Origin of the sequence: Microbacterium sp. NPDC007973, from assembly GCF_042958465.1 — a bacterium.
Taxonomy (GTDB): Bacteria; Actinomycetota; Actinomycetes; order Actinomycetales; family Microbacteriaceae; genus Microbacterium; species Microbacterium galbum.
Genome location: NZ_JBIBJJ010000003.1, coordinates 715,967 through 742,052, shown reverse-complemented (window position 1 = coordinate 742,052; position 26,086 = coordinate 715,967). Strand labels below are relative to the sequence as shown.

Here is a 26,086-nt window from a genome sequence, read left to right as displayed (position 1 = left end):
CGCCGATGCCCGAAGCCCCCGAGGTCGAGGCGCTCGCGCTGTTCCTGCGCGAGCGCCTGATCGGTCGCGAGGTCGTCGGCACCGAGCTCGTCGAGGGGAGGGCGTGGAAGACCCGCGGCCGTCCCCTCGACCAGCTCGTGGGTCACCGGGTGATCGCCGTGACGCGATTCGGCAAGCACATCGACCTCGACCTGGACGGTGCGCATCTCTCGCTCGGGTTCGGCCGGGCGGGGTGGGCGACGTGGACCGACGCCGACGCCGCACCACAGCTCGCCGAGGCCGCGGCATCCCCTGCCGCCGCCGTCATCGCGCGGGTCGTATTCGACGACGGCGAGCTGGGCATCACGGATGCGGGGGAGTGGCTGTCCGTCCAGCTGCACCTCGTCGACGAGCCGCGCGAGGTGCCCTCGGTGGCGAAGCTCGGACCAGAGGCCATCGACCCGGACTATTCGCTCGAGATGCTCCGGGTGGCGCTGGGCGGACGCCGCAAGCAGCTCAAGGCCCTGCTGCAGGAACAGGAGACGCTGGCCGGGATCGGCAACGCGTACTCGGATGAGATCCTCTTCGCCGCGCGACTCTCGCCGGTCGCCCACGCCTCGTCGCTGACGGACGATGAGGTGATGCGGCTGTTCGGGGCACTGCGCGACACGCTCGGCAAGGCTGTGGCGTCGCGTCGCGGAGTGCCGATCGCCGAGCAGAAGGCCGCGAAGGTGGCGGCGATGAAGGTGCACGGTCGCACGGGTGAGCCGTGTCCGGGGTGCGGCGGCGTGATCGAGGACATCCCCGGGACGAAGGGCGGCGGCCAGTGGTGCCCGTCGTGTCAGGGCGGCTGAGGAGCGGAGCGGGAGCGGGGTGTCCGACCGGGGGCGTTTCGGTCAGTTCCCGGAGGGGCGTCATCCGGTCGGTGCGTGCCGAGATCGGCGCCGTGCCCGCGTGACGCTCGCGGCGATCGGCACCGATTCGGTGATCTGCGCAGGGTTGGGGATCTGCGCAGGGTCGGGGATCTGCGCAGGGTCGGGGATCTGCGCAGGGTCGGGGATCTGCGCAGGGTCGGGGATCTGCGCAGGGCCAGGTCTCTGCGCAGGGTTGAGGATGTGCGCAGGATTGGGGATCTGCGCAGGGTTGGGGATCTGCGCAGGGTTGAGGATGTGCGCAGGGTTGGGGATCTGCGCAGGGTCAGCCGGTTACCGAGCATCCGGGCTGACTGTGCGCCGAACGCGGAGGATGCGAGAGCCCGGCGGCACGCGAAAGGGCCCCGAACCGCGGTCCAGGGCCCTGCAAACGATCGCGCTCAGGCGGTCTGGCCGGAGTGCTTTCCTTCGGCGACCTCTTCGACGAGCTTGGCGTTGAAGGCCGGCAGGTCGTCGGGGTTGCGGCTGGAGACGAGGCCCTGGTCGACGTGGACCTCCTCGTCGACCCAGGTGGCGCCGGCGTTGCGGAGGTCGGTCTGCAGCGTGGGGTAGCTGGTGAGCGTGCGCCCCTTCAGCACATCGGCCTCGGTCAGGATCCACCCGCCGTGGCAGATGACGGCGACCGGCTTGTGCTGGTCGAAGAAGTCGCGGGCGAAGGACACGGCATCCTTCACGATGCGGATGTCGTCGGCGTTCTGCACGCCGCCCGGAAGGACGAGCGCGTCGAAGTCGCCGGCGGAGGCGCCCGAAACGGCGAGGTCGACCTTCTGCTCATGCCCCTTCTCGCCGCTGATGCTGCCCTCGTTCGGCGAGACGAGCACCGCTTCGGCGCCGGCGGAGGTCACGGCCTCCCACGGGCTCGTCAGCTCGCTGTCTTCGAAACCGTCGGTGGCCAGGAATGCGATGCGCTTGCCGCTGAGATCGGTCATGGATACGCCTCTCTTCGTTGTCGTGGGGTTATCCACGCTAGGAACGAGACACGAGGACAGGGCGGGGGTTGCGGATGCCCCGCGCAGGGGTTAACCGCGAAGCGGGCCGGCCGTGTCGAACGACGGCGGGCGCCGGGGCGTGCCCGCACGTGCGTTGGTCCGGTCGCTCCCGGCGGGACGGGAGGGCGGGGCGACACCGGCCCTCGCCCGCACGCGCAGGCGTAGCATGGAGCGCATGTCCGGTGACTCCACGTCTGACACGACCCCCGCGTCCACGCCGCTTCTCACGCTGCTGAACGCCCCCGCTGTCGATTCCGACGACGATGCTCCTTCCGCCTCGCAGTGCTGCGGTGGCGGCTCGTGCTCTCTCTGAGCGCTCGCTGACGTCTTTCTGACGCGACGCGTCCGCGCCCCGCGCGGCGATGTCGATCGCCCCCTCTGGTCGTGAGCCGGGGCCCGCGCGGTGTCTCGCTGCGACGTCGATGGCGCCGGTTGCCAGCGCAGTCCGCGAGACGGGCGCTCGCCTTTGCGGTGCGCGCCCGCCTCGAATGCCGGTCAGTGCGCGACGATGGCCGCGCCGGCTTCTTCCGCCTCCGCGGGCTTGCGCACGAAGCACGCGAGGACGACCGCGGCCGTGGCGATCACCGCGCCGACGAGGAAGGACGCGTGCACGCCGGACGCGACGGCACCGGCCTGGTCGGTGCCACCGGCGAGGGCGATGCTCGAGAACACGGTCATGATCGCCACGAAGCCGGCCGTGCCGGCGGCACCGGCGACCTGCTGAGCGGTGCCGACGACGGCACTGCCGTGCGAGTACAGGCGGCGGGGGAGCGAACCGAGCGCGGAGGTCATCAGAGGCGTGAACACGAGGCCCAGCCCGAGGTTCAGGGCGAGGTAGACCGTGACGATCCACCAGATCGGGGTGCCCTGGCCGAAGGTGAGCGCCATCGTCCACAACACGGCCGCGGCGATCAGCATCCCGGGGATGACGAGGGGAGTCGGGCCGAAGCGGTCGAACAGGCGACCGACGACGGGTGCCATGACCCCCATGAGCACGCCGCCCGGAAGCAGCATGAGTCCGACGGTCAGGCTGCTGAGGCCGAGCGCCTGCTGCAGGAAGATCGGCAGCAGGATGAGCGACCCGAAGAGAGCTGCCATCACGATCGCGACCAGGGGGACGGCGAGCCGGAACGAGGGGCTCTGGAAGACGCGCAGGTCGAGCAGAGCGGAGTCCGAGCGCTGCAGGCGGAGCTGGCGCAGAACGAAGACCGCGACGAACACGGCGCCCACCGCGAGCGGGATCCACACCGGGACGGACGCGTGGCCGGAGGCCGATTCGCCGATGGCGCTCAGGCCGTAGACCAGACCGCCGAAGCCGATCGCCGAGAGGACGACCGAGAGGACGTCGAAACGTGCATCGGGGCGGGTCTCGGTCACGTTGCGGACCCAGCGCGCACCGAGAGCGATGGCCACGAGCGCGATGGGCAGGATGAGCCAGAAGATCGCGTGCCAGGTGAGGGCCGAGAGGATGAGGCCCGAGACCGTGGGCCCGACCGCGGGTGCGACGGCGATGACGATGGTGACGACGCCCATCACCCGACCGCGCCTGTTGGCGGGGACCAGGTTGAGCACTGTCGTGAACAGCAGGGGCATCATGACGCCCGTGCCCATCGCCTGGATGATGCGTCCCGCGAGCAGGACGCCGAACGCCGGCGCGACCGCGGCGACGAACGTGCCGACGGCGAAGACGCCCATCGCGCTGAAGAACACCACGCGGATCGGGAAGCGTTCGAGGAGGAAGCCGGTCAGGGGGATGATGACGGCCATCGTCAGCAGGAACGCGGAGGTGAGCCACTGGCCGGTCGCCGCGCTCACGCCGAAGTCGGCCATGATCGCCGGCAGCGCGACCGACATCGTGGTCTCGTTCAGGATGACGACGAAGGCGGCGACCACGAGCAGCGCGATCACCGGGCCGGGGCGATGCGCCGGCATCGACGGGGTCGATGCGGTCGTCGGTCGGGAGACGGGGATGGTGCCGGTGGCGGCCATGACGAGGTCCTTTACGCGCGGGGGGCTTCGTGGCGCCACGGAGGGCGACTGCGTCGGACACAACGGGCCCGCGGCCCGAGGTATTCCGATATCGAGACGATCGGATCGAAGACGATCCGGTAGCGACCCTACCGAGGGGCTCCGACATCGCCGTCCGGGGCTCGATGTCGGTGGGCGGACGTAGGCTGGCCCGCATGAGCATGGGCGGAATGGGCGGGAGCATGTTCCGCGGCGTGGATGCCGACGTGCAGCGCAAGCGCAACGCCCAGGCGCCGCGGGTGGCGAATCTGGGCCGTCGGGTCGTCGAGCTCTTCCGCCCCTACCGCGCCCGCATCGCCTTCACGGCGCTGCTGGTCGTCGTCGGCGCGGCCGTCGCGGTCATCCCGCCGCTGCTCGTTCAGCGTATCTTCGACGACGCGCTGTTCCCCGTCGACGGCTCGAGCCCCGATCTGCGCCTTCTCGCGATCCTCGTGAGCCTCATGATCGGGCTCTTCCTCGTCTCCGCGGCTCTCAACGTCGGTCAGACCTGGCTCACGGCCACCGTGGGGAACCGGGTCACCGGCGACCTGCGGACCCGCCTGTTCGAGCACCTGCAGAACATGGAGCTCGGGTTCTTCACCCGCACGAAGACGGGCGTCATCCAATCGCGTCTTCAGAACGACGTGGGCGGCGTGTCGGGTGTGCTGACCAACACCGTCACCAGCATCCTCGGCAACGCCGTCACCGTCATCGCGTCGCTCGTGGCCATGATCCTCATCGACTGGCGGCTCACCCTCATCGCGGTCGCGCTCATGCCGTTCCTGCTGTTCGTCCAACGACGGGTGGGCCAGGTGCGGGCCCGCATCGCGGGTGAGACGCAGGAGTCGCTGTCGGAGCTGTCCGCGATCACGCAGGAGACGTTGAGCGTCTCGGGTATCCTGTTGTCGAAGTCGTTCAACCGCCAGCGCACCGAGTCCGCGCGCTTCGACACCGAGAACGACAACCAGGTGCGCCTTCAGGTGCGCCGCGCGATGAGCGGTCAGGGCTTCTTCGCCGTCGTACAGGTGATCATGTCGAGCGTGCCCGCGGTCATCTACCTCGTCTCGGGATACCTCATCGGCGGCGGTGCGGGGGCGATCACCGCCGGCACCATCGTCGCCTTCACCACGGTGCAGGCGCGGCTGCTCATGCCCCTGATGGGCCTCATGCGCGTCGCGCTCGACGTGCAGACCTCCTCCGCGCTGTTCGCCCGGATCTTCGAGTACCTCGACCTGCGCCCGGCCATCGTCGACGTGCCCGATGCGGGTCCCGTCTCGGCCGCGCCCGGACCGCTCGGGCGCATCGAGTTCCGCGACGTGGAGTTCCGGTACCCGGATGCCCCCGCGCAGGCGCGACCGACCCTCGACGGCGTGTCGTTCACGGTCGAGCCCGGCCAGCACGTGGCTTTCGTCGGGCCGTCCGGCGCGGGGAAGACGACCATCCTGTACCTGACGCCGCGCATGTACGAAGCCACCGGCGGTGCGGTCCTGTTCTCGGGAGCCGATGTGCGTTCGCTCGAGCGCGCCTCGATCATCGACGAGATCGGCATCGTCTCGCAGGAGACCTACCTCTTCCATGCGACCGTCCGCGAGAACCTGCGCTACGCCCGTCCCGACGCCACCGACGACGAGATCGAGGCCGCGTGTCGGGCGGCCAACATCCACCACGTGATCGCCGGTTTCGAGGCCGGGTACGACACCGTCGTCGGTGAACGTGGATACCGCCTCTCGGGCGGCGAGAAGCAGCGCATCGCGATCGCGCGGGTGCTGCTGAAAGACCCGCCCGTGCTGCTGCTCGACGAGGCGACGAGCGCCCTCGACACCGTCTCGGAGCGCATCGTGCAGGAAGCCCTCGAGACCGCCTCGCACGGTCGCACCACTCTGTCGATCGCCCACCGCCTGTCGACGGTGATCGGCGCCGATCAGATTCACGTGGTGGATGCCGGACGCATCGTCGAATCCGGCACGCACGGCGAACTGCTGGCGCGCGGGGGACTGTACGCCAGCCTCGCCGCCGAGCAGCTCGCGGCCTCGTTCGTGCTCGCCGAGGAGCAGCTCGACGAGGCGGGGCTGGCCCGCTCCGCCCTTCCCGCGCGCCGGGCCGACGAGGCACCGGCGTAGCTCGACGCGGCCCCGGCCTCAGCCCGGCAGCGACTCCATGAACGCCTCGAGCGCGATGCGGTACGACGCGTCCGGATGCGTTTCGGCGATGCGCCGCAGCGGCGGGAGATCCAGCGTGCGGATCAGCCGCCCGCGCTCGTCGACGGCCGCGTCGGCCCCAGCGGCGCGCAGCACGGCGATGCCCTCGCCGAGGGCCTCGAGGTAGTCGCGCAGCACGTGGACCTCGCCCAGGCGCTGGGTGATCGACCCGCCGTCGCGGCGCTGGCGCCACTCGACGATCACGTCGGGGACCACGTCGAACGCCGCCGCCGAGGTATACATGCGCTGGGCGAGAACCTGGTCCTCGTAGTAGCGCCCCTCGGGGAAGCGGAGACCGTGCTCGTGCCAGAAGGTGGTGCGGCTGAGCTTGGACCACGCGACGATGTTCCCGGATGCCGCGGGGTGCTGCGCCAGCGTCGTCCCCGAGCGGGCCGGGGCGGTGGCCGCCGCGACCCACGGCTGCACCTCGCCCGGGGTGTACCCCGGGCCCTCGGCGTCCGGCCGAAGGCGCACGTACGCGCCCACGACGAAGTCGCTCCCGGTGCGATCGAGGGTGTCGGCGAGGCGGGCGAGGGCGTCGGGACGGAGGATGTCGTCGGCGTCGAGGAAGGCGGTGTAGGGCGTGTCGACCCGCGCGAGTCCGGTGTTGCGGGCGGCGCCGAGGCCGCGCTGCTCCGTGTGGCGGACGAGACGGAAGCGGGGGTCGTCGGCCTCGGCGTCGGCGAAGATGCGGGCCGTGTCGTCGGTCGAGGCGTCGTCGACGAGCACCGCCGTCCAGTGCGGGTGCGTCTGCGCGCGGAGCGAATCGAGGGCTTCTGTTGCGTACTCGGCGACGTCGAAACCGGGGACGATGACGGTGACCGGGGTGGAACTCACCCGCGCGATCCTACGGCCGTCACGGCCGCAGCGACCGCATCCGCGACGGGATCGAGGGATGCCGTGAGGCCGTGCGGCAGCGTGAAGCGCACGGCGGTGCGGGCCGTATCGTGATCCAGGCCGATCGCGAGCAGCACGTGCGACGCCTCGTCGCTGCCGGCCGCGCACGCCGAGCCGCTCGAGGAGACGACGCCGCGGCGTTCCAGCTCGAGCAGGACGGTCTCGCCGTTCGTGCCGGGGAAGACGAAGCTCGCGGTGCCCGGGAGGCGACGGGTCGGGTGGCCGGTGACGCGCGCGTCGGGCACGAGCGCGAGGACCCGGGAGACGAACGCGTCGCGCAGCCCCGCGACGCGGGCGGCCTCCTCCGCGCGCTCCGCCTCGGCGAGGGTGAGGGCGGTGGCGATGGCGACGGCTCCCGCGACATCCGGCGTCCCCGACCGGCGTCCGCGCTCTTGGCCGCCGCCGTGCAGCAGTGGTTCGAACGGAAGTCGCCCGCGCACGGCCAGGATGCCGGTGCCCTTGGGGGCGCCGACCTTGTGGCCGGCCACGGTCACGGCATCCGCCCCGAGGCCGGCCAGGGGGAGCCACCCGGCCGCCTGCACGGCATCCAGGTGAAGGGGCACTCCGCGCTCGTGGGCGACGGCGGCGAGGGCGGTGGCGTCCTGGACCGTGCCGATCTCGTTGTTGGCGTAGCCGACGCTCACGAGCGCGGTGTCCGCGCGCAGGCTCGCGGCGAGCGCATCGGGGGTGAGCGTTCCCGTGCCGTCGATCGGGGCGTGCGTCACCGCGACCCCGTGCAGGCGGGAGAGGTAATCGGCGGAGGCGAGCACCGACTCGTGCTCGATCGCCGTCGTGACGAGGTGCCTCTTGCCCGATCCCAGGACGAGGCCCTTGATGGCGGCGTTGTTGGACTCCGTGCCGCCGGAGGTGAAGATCACGTCTCCCGTCCGCATCCCGAGGACGGCGGCCACCCGCGATCGGGCGTCGTCGAGGGCGGATGCCGCTGCCTCCCCGACCTCGTGATGGCTCGACGGGTTGCCGAAGTACCGCGTGAGGTACGGGGCCATCGCCTCGAGCACCTCGGGGCGCACGGGCGTCGTCGCGGCGTTGTCGAGGTAGAGGCTCACGCCGTCTCGATGCGGATGTCGAGTCCGAGGTCGAGCGACGACGCCGAGTGGGTGAGCGCGCCGACGGAGATGACGTCGACGCCGGTCTCGGCGATGGCGCGCACCGTGTCGAGGGTGACCCCTCCCGAGGCCTCGACCTGCGCTGCTCCCGCGATACGGGCGACGCCGGTGCGCAGATCGTCGAGCGAGAAGTTGTCGAGCATGATCGTTCCGACGCCCGCGGCGAGCACGGCGTCGATCTGCTCGAGACGGTCGACCTCGACCTCGACATGCGTGGTGTGCGGCAGCCGCGCGATCGCACTCTCGAGAGCCTGGGTGACCGACAGGCCGTTCGCGGTGAGCACGGCGAGGTGGTTGTCCTTCGCCATCACGGCATCCGAGAGCGAGAAGCGGTGATTGTGGCCGCCGCCGTCGCGCACCGCCTGTCGTTCGATGGCGCGCAGGCCCGGGGTGGTCTTGCGGGTGTCGACGATCCGGGCGCCGGTGTGGGCGACCTCGGTGACGTAGCGGCTGGTGAGGGTCGCGATGCCCGACATGCGCTGCACGAAGTTCAATCCGATGCGCTCCGCCGTGAGCACCGCGCGCGCGGGACCGGTCACCACCGCGAGCGTGTCGCCGGGGGAGAAGCGCGCCCCGTCGGCGACGCGCTGCTCGACCGTGATCGACGGATCGGTGAGGGTGAACGCCGCGGCGAAGACGGCGGCTCCGCTGAAGACGCCGTCGACGCGGGCGACCAGCTCGGCGCGCGCCGTCGCGTCTTCCGGAATGAGGGTCTCGCTCGTGAGGTCGCCCCAGGGGGCGTCCTCGTCGAGGGCGGCGGAGACGACACGGTCGATGGTGGCGCGGGTCAGCATGTGAGGACCTCCGGAGGGGCGGAAAGGGATGCCGGTTCGGCGGCGTCCGAGCGGTAGTGGGCGCCGACGGAGGCGGTGCGCGCCCGCGCCGCGTCCACGACGTGGGTGGCGACGAGGAGGAGGTTGTCGTCCTCCACCGACGCGAGGCGTCCCGCCGCCCGCCACGCGGCGAGCGTCGCCGCGGCGCGGTCGAGCCCGGAGGCGTCGCGCACGAGGCCCGCGTCGTCCCACATGAGCCGTTGCAGAGCCGCGCGGGAGAACGCCGGGGCGTCGGTGTTGACGGCCACGGGCGCCGGTCGCGCGGGGGCGACCGGCGCGACGGGCCAGTCGCGGTCACGCGCGACGGCGTCTCCGGCGCGCGTGCCGAACACGGCCCCTTCGAGCAGCGAGTTGGATGCCAACCGGTTCGCCCCGTGCACGCCGGTCCGCGCCGTCTCGCCCACCGCGTACAGTCCGGACACCGTGGTGCGCCCGTCGAGGTCGGTCACGACGCCGCCCATGAGATAGTGCGCCGCGGGGGTGACCGGGATGGGCTCGTGCGCCCAGTCGAGGCCGCGCTCGCGCACGGCGGCGTCGATCGTGGGGAAGCGCCGAGCCAAGCGCTCCGCGCCCAGGGCGGTGGCGTCGAGGCGGACGGGGTGACCGTCCTGCGCGGCCATAGCACGGGCGTTGGCGCGGGCGACGACGTCACGGGGGGCGAGCTCGCCGTCGGGGTGCGCGTCGAACGCGAAGCGGTGTCCCGCGTCATCGATGAGCACGGCGCCCTCGCCGCGGACGGCCTCCGACACCAGGAAGGGCGTGCCGACGGCGAGCGCCGTCGGGTGGAACTGCACGAACTCGAGGTCGGCGACCGCCGCTCCCGCGCGGATCGCAGCGGCGATGCCGTCACCGGTCGCCCCGGCGGGGTTGGTGGTGTGCGCGTAGAGCTGTCCGGCCCCGCCGGTGGCGAGGATGACGGCGTCGGCGAAGAGGCGCTCGCCGTCGGCGAGCTCGACCCCCCGGACGCGTCCGTCGACGACGAGCAGGTCGCGCAAGAGCGCGTGCTCGCGGAGGGCGATGCCGGCGCGCCGCACCGCGGCACCGAGGGCCGCTTGGATGGCGGCGCCGGTCGCGTCCCCGCCGGCGTGCAGCACGCGGGCGACGGCGTGCGCCGCCTCGAGACCGCGCGAGAAATCGCCGTCCGCGGTGCGGTCGAAGCCGACCCCGCGGTCCACGAGCTCGGCGATGCGCGCGGGTCCCTCGCCGACGAGCACCTCCACGGCATCCGGGTCGTTCAATCCCGCACCCGCGGTGATCGTGTCGGCCGCGTGCGAGGCGACGGTGTCCGTCGGGTCGGTGACGGCGGCGATGCCCCCCTGCGCCCAGCGCGTATTGGTGTCGGGCAGGGCGCCCTTGGTCACGACGGTGACGCGGCATCCCGCCTCGTGAGCGTGCAGCGCCGCCGTGAGACCGGCGATGCCGCTGCCCACCACGACGACGGTGGTCATTTCACCGCGCCGTTCGGCTTGGCCGCGAGCATGCGCTCGAGGGCCACGGTCGCGGGCTCGGCCACATCGGCCGGGACGGTGATGCGATTGACGACCTCGCCCGCGACGAGCGACTCGAGCACCCACGCGAGGTAGCCCGGGTGGATGCGATACATCGTCGAGCAGGGGCAGACCACCGGGTCGAGGCAGAAGATCTCGTGCTGCGGGTATTGCGCGGCCAGGCGTTGAACGAGGTTGATCTCGGTGCCGATCGCGAAGGTGGTGGGCTCGGTCGCGGCGGCGATGGCCTTGCGGATGATGTCGGTCGAGCCGGCCTCGTCCGCGGCATCCACCACGTCCATCGGACACTCGGGGTGCACGATCACGCGCACCCCGGGGTGCTCGGTGCGGGCCTTGGCGATCTGGTCGACGGTGAAGCGACGGTGCACGGAGCAGAAGCCGTGCCACAGGATGACGCGGCTGTCTGCGAGCTGTTCCGCGGTCGAGCCGCCGAGCGCCTTGCGCGGGTTCCACATCGGCATCTGCTCCAGCGGCACGCCCATCGCCTTTGCCGTGTTGCGGCCGAGGTGCTGGTCGGGGAAGAACAGCACGCGGCGTCCGCGCGCAAACGCCCACTCCAGCACCGTGCGGGCGTTCGACGAGGTGCAGACGATCCCACCGTGGCGGCCGACGAAGCCCTTGATGGCGGCGCTGGAATTCATGTACGTCACCGGGATGACGGGGACGAGTCCCTCGGCATCCGGGGTCTCGAGGTCGCCGAGGACCTCCTCCAGCTGCTCCCAGCACTCCTCGACCTGGTCGATGTCGGCCATGTCGGCCATCGAGCATCCCGCGGCGAGGTTCGGCAGGATCACGGCCTGATCGGGGCGTGAGAGCAGATCGGCCGTCTCTGCCATGAAGTGCACGCCGCAGAACACGATCGCCTCGGCCTCGGGGCGCTCCTTCGCGGCATTGGCGAGCTGGAACGAGTCGCCCACGTAGTCGGCGTGACGCACGACCTCCTCGCGCTGATAGAAGTGCCCGAGCACGACGACGCGCTCGCCGAGAGTCTGCTTCGCCGCGCGGATGCGGGCGTCGAGCTCGTCGTCGGAGGCGTCGCGGTAGTCCTGCGGCAGCTCGCCCTGCCGCGGAGCGCCGGTGGGGATGACGTCGCCCATCGACGAGCCCGGACCATAGCCGGGGCGGGTGTCGAAGTCCCACGGACCCACGGCGAGATCCGTCGTGCAGGTCGCATCGGTCGACGTTCCCGCGACGATCGCCTGGATCGCGTGATCGACGCTGGGGTCGACGGCCGGGCGGGGCTGCAGGGTGAGAGGCGTGGCGGACATGGGCGTTTCCGATCAGTGACGGGACGGGAGCGGGCCGCGGTCGGCGAGCTCCACGTCGCGGTTATAGCGGTAGAGGCGGGCGGGTCGGTGGCTCCCGGTGCGGAAGCGTTCGGTCGGGATGAGGGTGTCGGAGGTGTCGACCTGGCGGCGGAAGTTCGCCGGGTCGAGGCGCTTGCCGAGGATCGACTCGGTGACCTCGCGAAGATCGGCGAGCGTGAACTCGTCGGGCAGAAGTCCGTGCGCGATGCGGCTGTAGCCGACCTTGTTGCGCAGGCGCCACAGCGTGTATTCGACGATGTCGTTGTGGTCGAACGCGAGCGTCGGCAGATCGGTCGCGTCGAACCATGCGACGTTCTCGGGAGCGTCGCCCTCCCGCGCGTGGGCCGCGACCTGCGCGTCGACCTCGTCGGAGCGCAGCAGTGCCCAGTACACGATCGACACGACGCGCGTGGGGGAGCGGTCCACGGCGCCGAACGCGTAGAGCTGCTCGAGGTAGCTGGGGGTGAGGCCGGTCGTCTCGGCGAGGGTGCGGGACGCCGCGGCGTCGAGGCCCTCGGTCGCGTCCAGCCATCCGCCGGGCAGCGCCCAGCGCCCATCGAACGGATCGCGCGTGCGGCGCACGAGGGGGAGCGAGAGTACGGGTTCGTCGTCGGCGTCGCGGCGCACGCTGAAGATGACGGTCGACACCGCGACGCGCACGTCGGCGTCGCGGGTCTCGGGGCGAGGGGTTCGTGTCATGGTGACCATATCTCCGGGATCGATCTTAGTGTCAATCCGACCCGAAGGGCGAATCGCGCGATGATTCCGGGCACCTCCTGTCGGAGACCGTGTCGCGGGGTGGCCCGGGGCCACCGGCGACTTCAGCGCCCGGTCGCAGGATCGGCGCCTGCCCGGCCCCGCGCGTCGAAAGGGTTCTCTCAGACGCGCCGCCTAGCCTCGGGGAGGACTCAGGAGGTCGGATGCCGATCATCGACATCGTTCTGATCGCCCTTCTGGCGATCGCTCTCATCGTGGGCCTGTCGCGCGGATTCCTCGCTACGATCGGCTTCTTCGCCGGGCTCGCGGCGGGTGCCGTCGCCGCGTACTGGGTCACGCCCTTCGTCGGACAATGGGTCACCGCCCCGGCCTGGCGCGGCCCCGCGATGATCCTCGCCGGCATCCTGCTGCTGATGATCGGTTCGGGTCTCGGCAGCGCGGTCGGCGGATTCTTCCGCCGCGGCGCCGACCGCATCAAGCTCCGCGTGCCCGAGCGTCTGCTCGGGGGCGTCGCGAATGTCGCCGCCGCCGCTCTGGCGATCTCCTTCGTCGCGGGATCCCTGACGCCCGTGGGTCTGCCCGTGGTCTCGGCCGCTCTGGGCTCTTCCACGGTGGTGCGAACGATCGACGACCTCACGCCGCCTCCCGTGCGCGGAGCGCTCGCCGACCTGCGCGGACAGGTGTTCGCCGGCGGCATCCCGAGCTTCGGTTCGCTCATCCAGATCGGCCCCGTGCCCAGCGCGCCCGAGATCGCGCTCGACGACCCGGCTCTGACCCAGGCTGCCCAGTCGGTCGCCCGCATCTCCGGCACCGCCTACGCGTGCGGTATCACCTCGAGCGGGTCGGGCTTCGTCGTCGCCGACGACCGCGTCGTCACCAACGCCCACGTCGTCGCCGGAGTCGATGCCCCGCTGGTCGAGCTTCCCGGTCAGCCCGCTCGCGAGGGTCGTGTCACCTACTTCGACCCGATCGACGACATCGCCGTGATCTCGGTGGATCAGTTGGACGCCGCGGCCCTCCCCATCGTGTCGACGCTCGCGGTGGGGGAATCCGCCGTCGTGCAGGGCTACCCCGGCGGCGGCCCGTTCACGTCGGGCAGCGCGCAGATCCTCTCGGAGGGGACGGTGCCCGTCCCCGACATCTACGACGGAGCGTCCTCTCCCCGCGACATCTACGCGATCGCCGGGATCGTCCGCCCCGGCAACTCCGGCGGACCGCTTCTGACCACCTCGGGAGAGGTCGCCGGCATCGTCTTCGCGCGTTCCGACACCGACGACAACGTCGGCTACGCCATGACCCCTGCCGAACTCCTCCCGGTCATGGCGCAGATCGACGCGCTGTCGACGCCCGTGGCATCCGGAAGCTGCACGCGGGGCTGACCGCAGGATGCTGGCATCTGCGCGAGTCGGGCGCGGGTGCCGACGAGGGCTCGGACGGTGGGACCGACGGCGTTCGCGAGGCCGCGCACCCGCGCGGGTGAAGTTGTCCACAGGGTGATCCGGTGGGGCCCGCGGTCTCCCTACGATCGCTCCCATGCCGCTCATCTCCCTCTCGGTCGACGAGGTACGACGAGCCGCGACGAAGTTCAAAGAGGTCTCGGCGGGCCTGAGTCCCCTCCCGCTGCTGAGCGTCCCGGGTCAGCCCGATCTCTCGCTCGCGCTGGCTGAGTTCGTCGCCTGCCTGAACGATTGTCGATCCGAGCGGGAGCGCGAGATCGACGCCACGGCGGCAGGGCTGCGCGACGTCGCCGATCTCTTCGAGAGCTCGGAGACCGCAGCCGTCGAGGGGATCCGAGCGCTCGCATCGGCCGCCGGATGGAGCCTCCCGTGACGGCGGAACTCGGTCAGTCCACGGATCCGGTACGGCTCATCCCCGGGAATACGGCCGCTCTGCACCGAACGGTCGCTCTGTGGACGGCCCGTGCGGTCGACGCCGAGGAGTCCGCCGCCAGGCTGCGGCGGGTGCGCTCGGTGCCGGAATGGGCGGGCGAAGCGGCAGATGCCTACGAGCGACGCGTGTCGGTCGCAGCCTCGCGGTGGGATGCCATGGCCTCGGCCTTTCGCGTCGCTCAGACGGCGCTGGAGGAGTTCGTCGCGGCGCTGGAGTCCGCCCGTGCCCGCGCCGGAGACGCCGTCGATCTCTGGAACCGCGCTGACGCCCTGGACGCCGCTCCGCCCGTGACGACGAGCTTTCCCGCGCCGGATCGGCAGCCGTTGCGCAGTCTGGAGCCGCGGAGCGAAGCCCGGTCGATCCTCGACGACGCGCGGTCCGCGCTCGACACGGCGGCGGAGCGCGCCGCCGCCGCCCTCCGCCGCGCCATCGCAACCCCCGGGCTCGACGCAGACGAGTGGCTGGCCGTGCTCACCGGATGCGTGTCCTCTTCTCAGGCGCTGGACGCGATCGCCGGCGCCGACGGCCCGAGCCTGGCCACGGTGCTGCGCGCGCGACCCGCGCTCGCACAGGTCCTCAGCCAGGCGGAGCCCTCTGTGGTCGCGCCGTGGTGGTCCGCGCTCGACGACGCGCAGAAGCACGCGCTCATCCACGCCGCTCCCGCGGTGATCGGCAACCTCGGCGGTGCGGCTTACGCCGCCCGCGACGAAGCGAACCGCATCTGGCTGCGCACGCAGCTCGATGAGGCGCGTGCGGCGCTGGCGGAGGCGGACGCGCCTTCGCTTTCCTCGCGGATCAATGCGGCCGCTGGATCGGAGGCCGTGGCTAAACGAAGGGACACCGCACGGGCGCGGGTGGCGGGGCTGGAGAACATCGCGATGGCGCTCGCGGAAACCGCCACCGGCTCGCTGAGGCAGCTCATCTCCCTCACCGACGACGCGCCCCCGCTCGCTTCGATCTCGATCGGTGACCTCGACGCTGCCGACGTCATAACGCTCGCGGTGCCGGGAATGGGTACGACCACCGAACACATCAGTGACTGGGCACGCGCGACCCAGAACCTGCTGACGATGCAAGACCAGCTCGATCCGGGGCGATCTCACGCAACGGTCGCATGGGTTGGGTACCACACGCCACCTCTCCCGACAGGCGCAGGTGAGTTCGATGTCCTAGGCTCCGATCTCGCCAGGCGAGGTGGAGACGCACTGGCTGGTGACATCCGAGCCCTCCAATGTTCGCGGGCCGGTATCGACGTCAACGTGGTGGCCCATTCATACGGGACGACGACGGCGTCTTTCGCGCTCGCGCAGGATGACGTTCATGTGGCGGCCTTCGTTTCTTTGGGATCGGCTGGGTTGCCGCCACAAATAAATGAGTCGACCCTTCTGCATTCGACGGAGGTTTATTCCGGGCAGGCGCAGGACGTCTTGGCCATTGATCCTGCTGGCGGTGATCCGTGGGCATGGGTAGGGAGAATGTCCGCAGCCCACCCCGTCGATCCGATTGCGCCGGGCTTTGGTGCTCATGCATTCAGTGTCGCTGGGGAGGGTGAGCTACTGCCCGTGACTCATCATGAGGTCAGTACTCCCCAGGGCACGGGCTATCTAGACCCCCGCACCGAGTCCTTGCGCAATGTAGCGGCCGCGACCGTTGGGCTCAGCCAACAGGTGTCGGACCATGTACCGCCGGGACCGACGCCGCTCCAGCAAGGGCTTATCGAAGGAATGACGCATGGCGGTTGACGCTGACCGGGTGCCTCGCTGGATGACCAGCGCGGCTGCGGTACTGGGGCTGACGTTGTTGTTGGCTTCCTGCGCAGCGCCCGCCGACGAAAGTCCCGTATCGGCTCGCGAGAGGCTCACGTCGACGATTGAGGAGAGCGCGGCCATTCTTGGCCAGGTGGAATGGGCGGAGGTGGGCCCGGCGGATGTGGGGAACTGTGGTGACCAGCCCGGCGAACGTGTGAACTACAACTATTGGTACAACGCTGACCCGCAACCCGAACGAGATCACGCAGCTGACGCCCGAAAAATGGCGGAGCATTGGACTGCTCTCGGAATGGACGTCCGCGTCGTTGAAAGCCCGTCGTACGTCGTTTATGCCACGGGAGGTCCCGTTGAAGGTTTGTCCTTCTCCACCGCACCCGGCAACTACTACATCACCGGCACCTCCCGCTGCGTCCCCGGCGACGCCGACGACCTCCGCAAACAGGACAACGGCTGAACATCTCACGAGGCCGACCGAAGCTCCGCTAGGCTGACCCCACAAGTCCACACCGGCCCCATGATCGATGCGGGAGAGCTCCGGCGAACGCAGCCGGGCACCGAAGGAGCAAGCCTCCCCGCCAATCTCTCAGGTACGCGTACCGCGTCGATCGGGCCACTCTGGAAAGTGATCCGGGTGCACCGCGCCGGATCCGCCGACGGTGAAAGCTGTGCGTTCAGGACGCGGCAGTGAAACTCTCAGGCCCATGACAGAGGGGGAGTTCTTCAGGCGCCGACCGGCGTCTGTCCGTCATCGCGAACGGCAGAACTCATGACCGAAACCCCCGCTCCACCGCGCACGTCGCCGCTGCACGATCGGCACGAGGCCCTCGGCGCCTCGTTCACCGACTTCGGCGGCTGGAACATGCCCGTGCGCTACACCTCCGACCTCGCTGAGCACCACGCCGTGCGCGAGGCCGCCGGCCTGTTCGACATCTCGCACATGGCCGAATTCCGCGTCGAGGGCGAGGCCGCGGCCGCGTTCCTCGACCACGTGCTCGCCGGGCGCCTGTCGACCATGAAGGTCGGCAAGGCGAAGTACTCGCTGGTCCTCGCGGAGAGCGGGGGCATCGTCGACGACGTCATCGTCTACCGCACGGGGGAGCAGAGCCTCCTCGTCATCTCGAACGCCGGAAACCGGGATGCCGTGGCGGCGGCGTTCGACCTGGCTCAGCGCACGTGGGTTCCCGCGTCGACCGAGGTCCCTGACGGCGCAACCGAGGTCCCTGAGCCCGTCGAAGGGACCGGAACCCCCGCGTCGGACACTTCGACAGGCTCTGCGACCGACGCTCGCGGGAGCCTCACCATCGACGACGTCACCGACCACTACGCCCTCATCGCCCTCCAGGGCCCCGAGGCCCGTGGCATCCTGATCTCCACCCCGGGGGTCGAGATCACCGGCACCGCACTCGACGAGCTCGGCTACTACGCCTGGACCGAGGGCACCTTCGGCGAGGCGCCCCTCTTCGTCGCCCGCACCGGCTACACGGGCGAGGACGGCTACGAGCTCATGATCCCCACCGCGCAGGCCGGGGCGCTCTGGGACGCGGCGCTCGCCGCGGGCGCCGATCGGGGTCTCGTTCCGTGCGGTCTCGCCGCGCGCGACACGCTGCGCCTCGAAGCCGGGATGCCGCTGTACGGCCACGAGCTCTCGCGCGACATCGTCCCCGCGCAGGCGGGCCTCGGTCGTGTCGTCGCCGTCGACAAGGAGACGTTCGTCGGAAAGGACGGCCTGTCGTCCGGACCCGCCGAGGCCCCGGTCCTCGTCGGTCTCGTCTCGGAGGGCCGCCGCGCGGGTCGCGCCGGCTACTCGGTGCTGCACGGCGACGACACCGTCGGCGAGATCACCAGCGGTGCCCTCAGCCCCACCCTCGGCCACCCCGTGGCCATGGCGTTCGTCGCACCCGCGGCATCCGCCATCGGAACCGAACTGTCCATCGACGTCCGCGGAACCCGCATCCCCGCGACCGTCACCGCCCTTCCCTTCTATCGGAGAAACGCATGACCGACCTCACCGCCCTCAGCTACACCTCCGAGCACGAGTGGATCGCCCTCGAGGGCGACATCGCCACCGTCGGCATCACGGACTTCGCCGCCGACAAGCTCGGTGACGTCGTCTTCGTCGAGCTGCCCGGCGCCGACTCCGCGGTCACCGCGGGCGATGTCTGCGGCGAGATCGAGTCGACGAAGTCCGTCGGCGAGCTCTACGCGCCGATCACCGGCACGGTCGTCGAGGTCAACGACGCCGTCGTCGACGACCCCTCGCTGGTCAACGCCGAGCCGTTCGCCGGCGGCTGGCTCATCAAGATCCGCGTCGAGGGCGACCTGCCCGCCGACCTGCTCGACCGCGCCGCATACGAGGACCTCACCGCATGACCTCCGTCCTTCCTCCTCGCACGGATGCGGGGACCCCGGCCGCCTTCACCGACCGCCACATCGGCATCGGTCCCGACGCCCAGGCGCACATGCTCGAGGTCGTCGGGTACGACAGCGTCGAGGCGCTCGTCGAGACCGCCGTGCCGGCATCCATCCACGTGCAGCCCCGCGCGACGAGCTCGATCCCGACCGCTGCCACCGAGGCGGAGGCTCTGGCGGAACTGCGGGAGCTGGCATCCGCCAACCGTTCTGCCCGCCCGATGATCGGTCTCGGCTACTACGACACCGTCACGCCGTCGGTGATCGCGCGGAACGTGCTCGAGAACCCGTCCTGGTACACGGCGTACACGCCGTACCAGCCCGAGATCTCGCAGGGACGTCTCGAAGCGCTCATCAACTTCCAGACCATGGTCACCGACCTGACCGGGCTCGCCACGGCGAACGCGTCGATGCTGGATGAGTCCACCGCGGTCGTCGAGGGCATGCTCGTCGCTCGTCGCGCCTCGAAGGCGAAGACCGACGTCTTCCTCGTCGACGTCGACTCCCTGCCGCAGACGAAGGCGCTGCTGCACCACCGCGCCGCGGCCGTCGGCATCGAGGTCGTCGAGACGTCGTTCGAGGGGGAGATCCCCGCAGCGTTCGGCGCGTTCGTGCAGTACCCCGGCGCGACCGGGCGCATCTGGGACTTCTCCGCCGTGGCCGAGACCGTACACGCGAACGGCGGCCTGGTCGTGGCCGCCGCCGACCTGCTCGCGCTGACGCTGCTGCGCTCGCCCGGATCCCTCGGCGCCGACGTGGCGGTCGGCACGACCCAGCGCTTCGGCGTGCCGCTCGGCTTCGGCGGACCCCACGCCGGCTACATGGCCGTGCGCGCGGGCCTCGAGCGTCAGCTGCCCGGCCGCCTGGTCGGCGTGTCGCAGGATGCCGTCGGCGCCCCCGCTTACCGCCTGTCGCTGCAGACGCGCGAACAGCACATCCGCCGCGAGAAGGCCACGTCGAACATCTGCACCGCCCAGGTGCTGCTCGCGGTCATGGCCGCGATGTACGCCGTCTACCACGGGCCTGACGGGCTCCGCGCGATCGCGACGCGGGTCGCGCGCAAGGCCGATGCCCTGGCATCCGCTCTGCGCTCGTACGACCTCTCCCTCGCGAGCGACGCGTTCTTCGACACCGTGCGTGTGCACGTACCGGGGCGCGCGCAGGACGTCGTCGATCGCGCCCGCGAGCGCGGCTACCAGCTGCTGTGGGTGGACGATGCGACCGTGGGCGTGTCGGTGGACGAGACGACGACGGATGCCGATCTCTCGGCGATCCTCGACGCCTTCGGTCTCGCGAGCGAGGAACTGTCCGAGGGTGAGGCGCTGCGCGGGGTGGAGGAGGCCCTCCACCGCGACGACGAGTACCTCACGCACCCGGTGTTCCACAGTCACCGCAGCGAGACCGCGATGATGCGCTACCTCAAGACGCTCGCCGACCGCGACTACGCGCTCGACCGCGGCATGATCCCGCTGGGCTCGTGCACGATGAAGCTCAACGCGGCGACCGAGATGGCGGCGGTGTCGTGGCCCGAGTTCTCGCGCGTGCATCCGTTCGCCCCCGAGGCCGACGTGCACGGGTACCTCGAGATGATCGAGCAGCTCGAGCGCTGGCTCGCCGAGGTCACCGGTTACGACGCGGTGTCGCTGCAGCCCAACGCCGGCTCGCAGGGCGAGCTCGCGGGCCTGCTCGCGATCCGCGGCTACCACCTCGCGAACGGCGACACCGCGCGCACGGTGTGCCTGATCCCGTCGTCGGCGCACGGCACGAACGCCGCCTCGGCGATCCTCGCGGGAATGAAGGTCGTCGTGGTCGCGTGCGACGAGGCGGGCAACGTCGACCTCGGCGATCTGCGCGCGAAGATCGCGCAGCACGCGGCGGAGCTGTCGGCCCTGATGATCACGTACCCGTCCACGCACGGGGTGTACGAGCACGACGTGCTCGAGATCACGCAGGCCGTGCACGACGCCGGCGGACAGGTGTACGTCGACGGCGCGAACCTCAACGCCCTGCTCGGCTTCGCCCGCTTCGGCGACCTCGGCGGCGACGTCTCGCACCTGAACCTTCACAAGACGTTCGCGATCCCGCACGGCGGTGGCGGCCCGGGCGTCGGTCCGGTCGCGGCCAAGGCGCACCTCGCGCCGTTCCTGCCCTCGCACCCGTTCTCGCAGCGCGCGGATCACGCCGGTGGCGTCTTCGACGGGGGACCGGTCTCGGCCGCGCCGCACGGCTCCGCCGGCATCCTGCCGATCTCGTGGGCCTACGTGCGCATGATGGGCGCCGAGGGTCTGCGCCAGGCCACGGCCGCCGCGGTACTCTCGGCCAACTACATCGCCACGCGCCTGCGCGAGCACTACCCGGTGCTGTACGCCGGTGAGGGGGGCCTCGTCGCACACGAGTGCATCCTCGACCTGCGTCCCCTGAAGGAGCAGACGGGCATCACCGTCGACGATGTGGCGAAGCGCCTCATCGACTACGGCTTCCACGCCCCGACGATGTCGTTCCCGGTCGCCGGCACCCTGATGGTGGAGCCGACCGAGAGCGAAGACCTCGCCGAGCTCGATCGCTTCGTGGATGCCATTATCGCGATCAAGCACGAGGCCCTGGCGATCGCCGCGGGGGAGTGGCCCGCCGACGACAACCCGCTCGTGAACGCCCCGCACACCGCCGAGACGGTCGTGGTGGGGGAGTGGGAGCACCCGTACTCGCGCGAGACCGCGGTGTACCCCGTGCGCTCCCTCATCCGCGGCAAGTACTGGCCCCCGGTGCGCCGCATCGACCAGGCCTACGGCGACCGCAACCTGGTGTGCTCGTGCCCCCCTCCGGAGGCGTTCGCCTGACGATCCGACGCGGCGGCGGTTCCCGGCATCCGGGGCCGTCGCCGCGTCTATCGTGCCCGGCCCCTCGGCCGCACCGCGCCGCGCCGTTCGTGCGCCCGTCCGAGGCGCGGCCCGGCGTCGACGGGCGCGCGGCCCGGGGATCCCACAGGAGGCGTTTAGTAAAGTGCCCCTGTGCTGCACCGTGGGCTGAACGACGTTTCTCGACCGACTCGACGACGACGCGGGGCGGGACGGCTGCTGGCCCTTCTGATGGCCGCCGGTGTCGTCCTGGCCGGGTGCTCGGCCCCCGAGCCCGCCCCGGCTCCCGTCGAGGAAGCGCCCACGAGCCTGACCCTCGGCGTCGTGGGGTCGCTGACCAGCCTCAACGCCGCCAGCGCCACGGGCAACACCCCCGCCAACCGCGCCCTGTCCGCGCTCCTCGACGAGCGGCTCGGCTCGCTCGACGGCGACCTCCAGGTGGTGCCCAATGACGGTCTGGGCCGCATCACCCGCGTGCAGGGCGACCCGCTCAAGGTGAGCTACGAGCTCTTCTCCGACCGCGTGTGGTCGGACGGCACCCCGGTGACCCTCGACGACCTGCTGTTCGGCTGGGCCGTCACCTCGCATTACTTCGACGACGCGACCTACGACGCGACCGGCCAGGTCGTCTCGGGCACGCGGTACTTCGACACGGCCATGCCCGCCGACCCGAATGCGCGGACCACCCGCCCGAGCATCGACCGCGCCGACGACACCCTCACCCTCACCTACGAGCAGCCGTTCGCCGACTGGAACCGTCAGTGGCTGCTCGACCGGCCCGTCCATGTCATCGCGCAGCGCGCAGGCGTCAGCGTCAAGGATCTGCTCACCGCGATCCTCACCACTCCCGCGGGCGACCCGGAACAGCCGCGCACACCGAACCCGGTGCTGCTCGCCGCGGCCCAGACCTGGAACACCGGGTTCGACATCGCGCCCGGCTCCACCCCCGACCCCGCGAGCGTCGTCTCGGCCGGGCCGTGGACGGTGACCGAGATCACCGCCGACACGGTTCAGCTCGCGCGCCGCGATTCGTATCAGGGTGCCCACTTCCCGGGGCTCGAGCAGCTGACCGTCCGCTTCTTCGCCGACCGCGCGGCCCAGCTGTCCGCGGTCGAGGCGGGTCAGGTCGACGTGGCCAACGTCGGCGACATCGACGTGGCGGAGAACAAGACCCTGACCGAGGCCGGATACCAGGTGCAGGTCGGTCCGACCACCCAGACGCTGCACCTGCGGTTCGCCGAGGGGACGGCATCCGACCTCCGTCAGGCCATGACGCTCGCGATCGACCGCGGCTCCCTCGTGCAGGACGTCCTCGGCGCGGTGCGCCCCGACGCGCAGCCCCTGCAGTCGTTCCTGTCGTCACCCGCGGCGGGCTCGCTCTACGCCGACCTCGTCTCCGGCAACGGCGCCCCCGGCACGGGGAGCGACGTCGACGGCGCGCGCAGTGCCCTGGGCGATCGGGCGGCCGTGCTGCGCGTGGCCTACGACACCACCGACGACGTCTCGGCGCAGGTCTTCCCCCGACTGGTGTCGATGGGGGCCCGTGCCGGGATCGCCGTGCGCCTGGCGACCACTCCCGAAGAGGCGGATGCCACGTTGGCCTGGGTGGGAGAGGACGAGAGCCTCTACCGCTCGGCGCGCGACCGCATCGCCGAGGGGATCGAGGGGGCGCAGACGAACGCGCTGTTCGACGAGCTGACCGTCCACACCGATCCGGTCGACGTGCTGTCCGAGGCCAAGGAGATCGACCGCTCGCTCTTCGCCGCCTACGCCGGGGTGCCCCTGCTCGAGCGCACGGGCGCGGTCGTCACCGCCGAGGGCGTCGGGGGAGTGGCCTACACCTCCGAGCCCGACGGGGTGCCGCCCGCGTTCTGGACCTGGTCCCCGCCGCAGCGCTGAGGTCGGATCCCGGATGCCGTCCCGGCGCGCTGCGGGATCTGTCGCCGCGGGCCTCAGGCCGTCGGCGACGGCGTCGCGGTGGGCGTCGGGGTCGACGCGGGCGGGGCGAAGATCCCCGGCCACCACGACGCGGCCAGGGGGTAGCCGACGAAGGCGACGATGTCGATGACCGTATGGGCGACGACGAGCGGCATGACCCGCCCCCAGCGCTTGTAGCACCACCCGAATACGAGGCCCATCACCACGTTGCCCAGCGCCGACGGCCAGCCCTGATAGAGGTGGTAGCTGCCGCGCAGCAGCGCGGTGGAGACGATGATGCCCGTCCACGACCACCCGAGCCGGCGGAGGCGGTCGAAGAGGTATCCGAGGAAGATGACCTCCTCGGTCAATCCGGCCCGCAGCGCTGCCAGCACGAGCAGGGCGATGACCCACCACGACGAGTCCAGCGGCGCGGGGACGACCGTGATGCTCTGCCCGAGGGCCCGGCCGATCGCGTAGACCCCGATGCCCGGAGCGCCGATCAGCGCGACCAGGAGCAGCCCCCGGGCGATGTCGGAGCCCGGGCGGCGGAGATCCAGGCCGATGCGGCGCAGAGCATTGTTGGCGGGCTCCCACAGCAGATACAGCGCCAGGGCGACGAGAGCGAGCGAGAAGAAGATGTCGAGGAACTGATAGATCGCGTCCCACAGGGGCTCGGTGCTGCGCGACGGATTCAGCTGGGTCTGCTGCTGGGAGATCGGCGCACGGGTCGCCGCTCTCACGAACGACACCACCGAATAGATCGCCGACTGGCCCACGCTGATCAGCAGCACCAGCGCGATCTCCCAGACCAGACGCGAGCGCGCGTACCGTTCGGACGGCGCCAGAGTCGGAGGATATGACCAGTCCGCGGGACCCGTGGGGCGCGACGACTTGTCAGATTGCCACATCAAGGGCCTCCCGAGTAAATCCTCTGTAACGTTTATCCAAGAAGTTTGGGGCACCTGGGTAAACGTGCCTAGTGTGTTCTCATCCTGCCCGAACGGATTTCCCCGCATCTTGTGCTGCGTGAAAACTCTGCCCGGGCGATGATCATCCCTTCCCTGGAGGAACTGTGAAGCGCAACAAGATTGCCCTCTCCAGTCTCGCCCTGCTGGGAGCTGTCGGGCTCATGCTCGCCGGCTGCTCGGGCGGAGACAACGGCGGCAGCGGCTCGGCCTCGGGCGGCGACGCCTCGGCCATCATCCGGACCAACGGTTCGGAGCCGCAGAACCCGCTGATCCCGACCAACACCAACGAGGTCGGCGGCGGCAAGATCCTCGACTCGATCTTCGCGGGTCTGGTCTACTACGACGCCGACGGCGCCCCGGTGAACGACATGGCCGAGTCCATCGTCACCAACGACGCGCAGAACCTCACGGTCACCCTGAAGCAGGGCCAGAAGTTCACGGACGGCACCGAGGTCAAGGCCGACAACTTCATCAAGGCCTGGAACTACGGCGCGCAGCTGTCGAACAACCAGCTCAACAGCTACTTCTTCGAGGACATCGTCGGCTTCAGCTACGACGCCGACTCGGAGCTGACCGGTCTGCAGAAGGTCGACGACTACACCTTCACGATCGCCCTGTCCAAGCCCGCCGCCGACTTCGCGCTGCGCCTGGGCTACTCGGCGTTCTTCCCGCTGCCCGACAGCGCGTTCGACGACATGGCCGCCTTCGGTGAGAACCCGATCGGCAACGGTCCGTACAAGCTCGCGAGCGACGGCGCGTGGCAGCACAACGTGCAGATCGACCTCGTCAAGAACGACGACTACCAGGGTGGTCGCACGGTCGCCAACGGCGGCCTGACGGTCGTCTTCTACGCATCGCAGGATGCCGCGTACGCCGACCTCCTCGGCGGCAACGTCGACGTGATCGACGCGATCCCGCCGGCATCGCAGGCGACCTTCGAGTCCGACCTGGGCGACCGCGCGGTCAACCAGCCGGCCGCGGTGTTCCAGTCGTTCACCATCCCGGAGCGCCTCGCGCACTTCGGTGGCGAAGAGGGCAAGCTGCGTCGTCAGGCGCTGTCGATGGCCATCAACCGCGACGAGATCACGAAGACGATCTTCCAGGGCACCCGTACCCCGGCCAGCGACTTCACTTCGCCCGTCATCGACGGCTGGTCGGACTCGCTCACCGGCGCCGACGTGCTGGAGTACGACGAGGCCAAGGCGAAGGAGCTGTGGGCCCAGGCCGACGCCATCTCGCCCTGGACCGGTACCTTCCAGATCGCGTACAACGCCGACGGTGGTCACCAGACCTGGGTCGACGCGGTGACCAACTCGATCAAGAACACCCTCGGCATCGACGCGTCGGGCGCTCCCTACCCGACGTTCAAGGAAGCCCGTTCGGCCATCACCGACCGCAGCATCCAGACCGCCTTCCGCACCGGTTGGCAGGCCGACTACCCCGGTCTGTACAACTTCCTCGGACCGCTCTACGCGACCGACGCCTCGTCGAACGACGGTGACTACTCGAACCCCGAGTTCGACAGCCTGCTCTCCGCCGGTATCGCCGAGACCGAGGTCGACGCGCAGAACGCCGACTTCCAGAAGGCGCAGGAGATCCTGCTCCAGGACCTGCCCGCCATCCCGCTCTGGTACTCCAACGTCACCGGCGGATTCGCCGACGGCGTGAACAACGTCAAGTTCGGGTGGAACTCGGTTCCGCTGTACTACGAGATCACGAAGTAACCCTTCCGATCTCTGGCCGCGAGGCGGTGACGGATTCGTCACCGCCTCGCGGTCTGC

The 26,086-nt window shown here is 70.6% G+C and carries 20 protein-coding genes and 1 riboswitch; of the genes, 11 read left to right on the top strand and 9 right to left on the bottom strand.

Features of this window, described 5'->3' with window-relative positions; genetic code table 11:
- The first annotated feature begins 5 nt into the window (after positions 1-5).
- Positions 6-833, top strand: a complete 828-nt coding sequence (locus tag ACFZA2_RS12480; RefSeq protein WP_391405140.1) for a DNA-formamidopyrimidine glycosylase family protein — start codon at positions 6-8, stop codon at positions 831-833.
- A 458-nt stretch (positions 834-1,291) separates the two neighbouring features.
- On the opposite strand, the gene ACFZA2_RS12475 is transcribed toward ACFZA2_RS12480, so the two are convergent.
- Positions 1,292-1,840 carry a type 1 glutamine amidotransferase domain-containing protein gene (locus ACFZA2_RS12475; RefSeq protein WP_391405137.1) on the bottom strand — a complete coding sequence of 183 codons (549 nt, stop codon included), beginning with the start codon at positions 1,838-1,840 and terminating at the stop codon, positions 1,292-1,294.
- A gap of 555 nt (positions 1,841-2,395) precedes the next feature.
- Positions 2,396-3,889, bottom strand: a complete 1,494-nt coding sequence (locus ACFZA2_RS12470) for an MDR family MFS transporter (RefSeq protein WP_391405133.1) — start codon at positions 3,887-3,889, stop codon at positions 2,396-2,398.
- Positions 3,890-4,089: 200 nt separating this feature from the next.
- Here ACFZA2_RS12470 and ACFZA2_RS12465 point away from each other — a divergent pair, with 200 nt between their 5' ends.
- Positions 4,090-6,027, top strand: a complete 1,938-nt coding sequence (locus ACFZA2_RS12465; RefSeq protein ID WP_391405319.1) for an ABC transporter ATP-binding protein — start codon at positions 4,090-4,092, stop codon at positions 6,025-6,027.
- 18 nt (positions 6,028-6,045) lie between these two features.
- Here ACFZA2_RS12465 and ACFZA2_RS12460 read toward each other — a convergent pair whose 3' ends face one another.
- Genes ACFZA2_RS12460 through ACFZA2_RS12435 form a run of 6 tightly spaced genes read right to left on the bottom strand, consistent with a single transcriptional unit; the run spans position 6,046 to position 12,476 of the window.
- On the bottom strand, positions 6,046-6,942 hold the full coding sequence (locus ACFZA2_RS12460; RefSeq protein WP_391405129.1) for a glycosyltransferase family 2 protein: 897 nt from the start codon (positions 6,940-6,942) through the stop codon (positions 6,046-6,048).
- Positions 6,939-8,069: a cysteine desulfurase family protein gene (locus tag ACFZA2_RS12455; RefSeq protein ID WP_391405127.1), complete on the bottom strand. Its 1,131-nt coding sequence runs from the start codon at positions 8,067-8,069 to the stop codon at positions 6,939-6,941. Before ACFZA2_RS12455 ends, ACFZA2_RS12460 begins: the two co-directional genes overlap by 4 nt.
- Positions 8,066-8,923, bottom strand: a complete 858-nt coding sequence (gene nadC / locus ACFZA2_RS12450) for a carboxylating nicotinate-nucleotide diphosphorylase (RefSeq protein WP_391405125.1) — start codon at positions 8,921-8,923, stop codon at positions 8,066-8,068. Before nadC ends, ACFZA2_RS12455 begins: the two co-directional genes overlap by 4 nt.
- Entirely contained in the window at positions 8,917-10,410 is a 1,494-nt protein-coding gene (gene nadB, locus ACFZA2_RS12445) for an L-aspartate oxidase (protein ID WP_391405122.1), read from the bottom strand. Before nadB ends, nadC begins: the two co-directional genes overlap by 7 nt.
- Positions 10,407-11,738, bottom strand: a complete 1,332-nt coding sequence (gene nadA, locus ACFZA2_RS12440) for a quinolinate synthase NadA (RefSeq protein WP_391405119.1) — start codon at positions 11,736-11,738, stop codon at positions 10,407-10,409. The genes nadB and nadA overlap by 4 nt, the downstream gene beginning before the upstream one ends.
- A 12-nt stretch (positions 11,739-11,750) precedes the next feature.
- On the bottom strand, positions 11,751-12,476 hold the full coding sequence (locus tag ACFZA2_RS12435; protein ID WP_391405116.1) for an NUDIX domain-containing protein: 726 nt from the start codon (positions 12,474-12,476) through the stop codon (positions 11,751-11,753).
- 221 nt (positions 12,477-12,697) lie between these two features.
- Between ACFZA2_RS12435 and ACFZA2_RS12430 the strand changes: the two genes are divergently transcribed.
- The 8 genes from ACFZA2_RS12430 (at position 12,698) to ACFZA2_RS12395 (ending at position 23,316) form a co-directional block, all read left to right on the top strand.
- Positions 12,698-13,873, top strand: coding sequence for a MarP family serine protease (locus ACFZA2_RS12430; protein ID WP_391405113.1), 1,176 nt, complete (start codon positions 12,698-12,700; stop codon positions 13,871-13,873).
- A 154-nt stretch (positions 13,874-14,027) separates the two neighbouring features.
- Positions 14,028-14,324: a hypothetical protein gene (locus ACFZA2_RS12425; protein ID WP_391405110.1), complete on the top strand. Its 297-nt coding sequence runs from the start codon at positions 14,028-14,030 to the stop codon at positions 14,322-14,324.
- The gene (locus tag ACFZA2_RS12420) at positions 14,321-16,126 is read left to right on the top strand and encodes an alpha/beta hydrolase (protein ID WP_391405107.1); all 1,806 of its coding nucleotides are present in this window, start codon (positions 14,321-14,323) and stop codon (positions 16,124-16,126) included. The genes ACFZA2_RS12425 and ACFZA2_RS12420 overlap by 4 nt, the downstream gene beginning before the upstream one ends.
- The gene (locus ACFZA2_RS12415) at positions 16,116-16,607 is read left to right on the top strand and encodes a hypothetical protein (protein ID WP_391405104.1); all 492 of its coding nucleotides are present in this window, start codon (positions 16,116-16,118) and stop codon (positions 16,605-16,607) included. Before ACFZA2_RS12420 ends, ACFZA2_RS12415 begins: the two co-directional genes overlap by 11 nt.
- Positions 16,608-16,667: 60 nt before the next feature.
- Positions 16,668-16,762, top strand: a riboswitch (glycine riboswitch).
- 157 nt (positions 16,763-16,919) lie between these two features.
- Positions 16,920-18,152 (top strand): aminomethyltransferase family protein, encoded by a 1,233-nt coding sequence (locus ACFZA2_RS12410; protein ID WP_391405102.1) that lies wholly within the window; start codon positions 16,920-16,922, stop codon positions 18,150-18,152.
- On the top strand, positions 18,149-18,523 hold the full coding sequence (gcvH, locus tag ACFZA2_RS12405; RefSeq protein WP_391405099.1) for a glycine cleavage system protein GcvH: 375 nt from the start codon (positions 18,149-18,151) through the stop codon (positions 18,521-18,523). Before ACFZA2_RS12410 ends, gcvH begins: the two co-directional genes overlap by 4 nt.
- Entirely contained in the window at positions 18,520-21,399 is a 2,880-nt protein-coding gene (gene gcvP / locus ACFZA2_RS12400; RefSeq protein WP_391405096.1) for an aminomethyl-transferring glycine dehydrogenase, read from the top strand. Before gcvH ends, gcvP begins: the two co-directional genes overlap by 4 nt.
- Before the next feature lie 171 nt (positions 21,400-21,570).
- Positions 21,571-23,316 (top strand): ABC transporter substrate-binding protein, encoded by a 1,746-nt coding sequence (locus ACFZA2_RS12395; RefSeq protein ID WP_391405094.1) that lies wholly within the window; start codon positions 21,571-21,573, stop codon positions 23,314-23,316.
- 53 nt (positions 23,317-23,369) lie between these two features.
- Here ACFZA2_RS12395 and ACFZA2_RS12390 read toward each other — a convergent pair whose 3' ends face one another.
- On the bottom strand, positions 23,370-24,245 hold the full coding sequence (locus ACFZA2_RS12390; protein WP_391405092.1) for a CPBP family intramembrane glutamic endopeptidase: 876 nt from the start codon (positions 24,243-24,245) through the stop codon (positions 23,370-23,372).
- 164 nt (positions 24,246-24,409) lie between these two features.
- Here ACFZA2_RS12390 and ACFZA2_RS12385 point away from each other — a divergent pair, with 164 nt between their 5' ends.
- Positions 24,410-26,029, top strand: a complete 1,620-nt coding sequence (locus ACFZA2_RS12385) for an ABC transporter substrate-binding protein (RefSeq protein ID WP_391405089.1) — start codon at positions 24,410-24,412, stop codon at positions 26,027-26,029.
- The last annotated feature ends 57 nt before the right edge of the window (positions 26,030-26,086 follow it).

Excerpts from the sequence above, each read along its gene's own strand:
- ACFZA2_RS12480 (WP_391405140.1), top strand. The coding sequence starts at position 6 with ATGCCCGAAGCCCCCGAGGTCGAGGCGCTCGCGCTGTTCCTGCGCGAG.
- ACFZA2_RS12475 (WP_391405137.1), bottom strand. The coding sequence starts at position 1,840 with ATGACCGATCTCAGCGGCAAGCGCATCGCATTCCTGGCCACCGACGGT.
- ACFZA2_RS12470 (WP_391405133.1), bottom strand. The coding sequence starts at position 3,889 with ATGGCCGCCACCGGCACCATCCCCGTCTCCCGACCGACGACCGCATCG.
- ACFZA2_RS12465 (WP_391405319.1), top strand. The coding sequence starts at position 4,090 with ATGGGCGGAATGGGCGGGAGCATGTTCCGCGGCGTGGATGCCGACGTG.
- nadC (WP_391405125.1), bottom strand. The coding sequence starts at position 8,923 with ATGCTGACCCGCGCCACCATCGACCGTGTCGTCTCCGCCGCCCTCGAC.
- nadB (WP_391405122.1), bottom strand. The coding sequence starts at position 10,410 with ATGACCACCGTCGTCGTGGTGGGCAGCGGCATCGCCGGTCTCACGGCG.
- nadA (WP_391405119.1), bottom strand. The coding sequence starts at position 11,738 with ATGTCCGCCACGCCTCTCACCCTGCAGCCCCGCCCGGCCGTCGACCCC.
- ACFZA2_RS12435 (WP_391405116.1), bottom strand. The coding sequence starts at position 12,476 with ATGACACGAACCCCTCGCCCCGAGACCCGCGACGCCGACGTGCGCGTC.
- ACFZA2_RS12430 (WP_391405113.1), top strand. The coding sequence starts at position 12,698 with ATGCCGATCATCGACATCGTTCTGATCGCCCTTCTGGCGATCGCTCTC.
- ACFZA2_RS12425 (WP_391405110.1), top strand. The coding sequence starts at position 14,028 with ATGCCGCTCATCTCCCTCTCGGTCGACGAGGTACGACGAGCCGCGACG.
- ACFZA2_RS12415 (WP_391405104.1), top strand. The coding sequence starts at position 16,116 with ATGGCGGTTGACGCTGACCGGGTGCCTCGCTGGATGACCAGCGCGGCT.
- ACFZA2_RS12410 (WP_391405102.1), top strand. The coding sequence starts at position 16,920 with ATGACCGAAACCCCCGCTCCACCGCGCACGTCGCCGCTGCACGATCGG.
- gcvH (WP_391405099.1), top strand. The coding sequence starts at position 18,149 with ATGACCGACCTCACCGCCCTCAGCTACACCTCCGAGCACGAGTGGATC.
- gcvP (WP_391405096.1), top strand. The coding sequence starts at position 18,520 with ATGACCTCCGTCCTTCCTCCTCGCACGGATGCGGGGACCCCGGCCGCC.
- ACFZA2_RS12390 (WP_391405092.1), bottom strand. The coding sequence starts at position 24,245 with ATGTGGCAATCTGACAAGTCGTCGCGCCCCACGGGTCCCGCGGACTGG.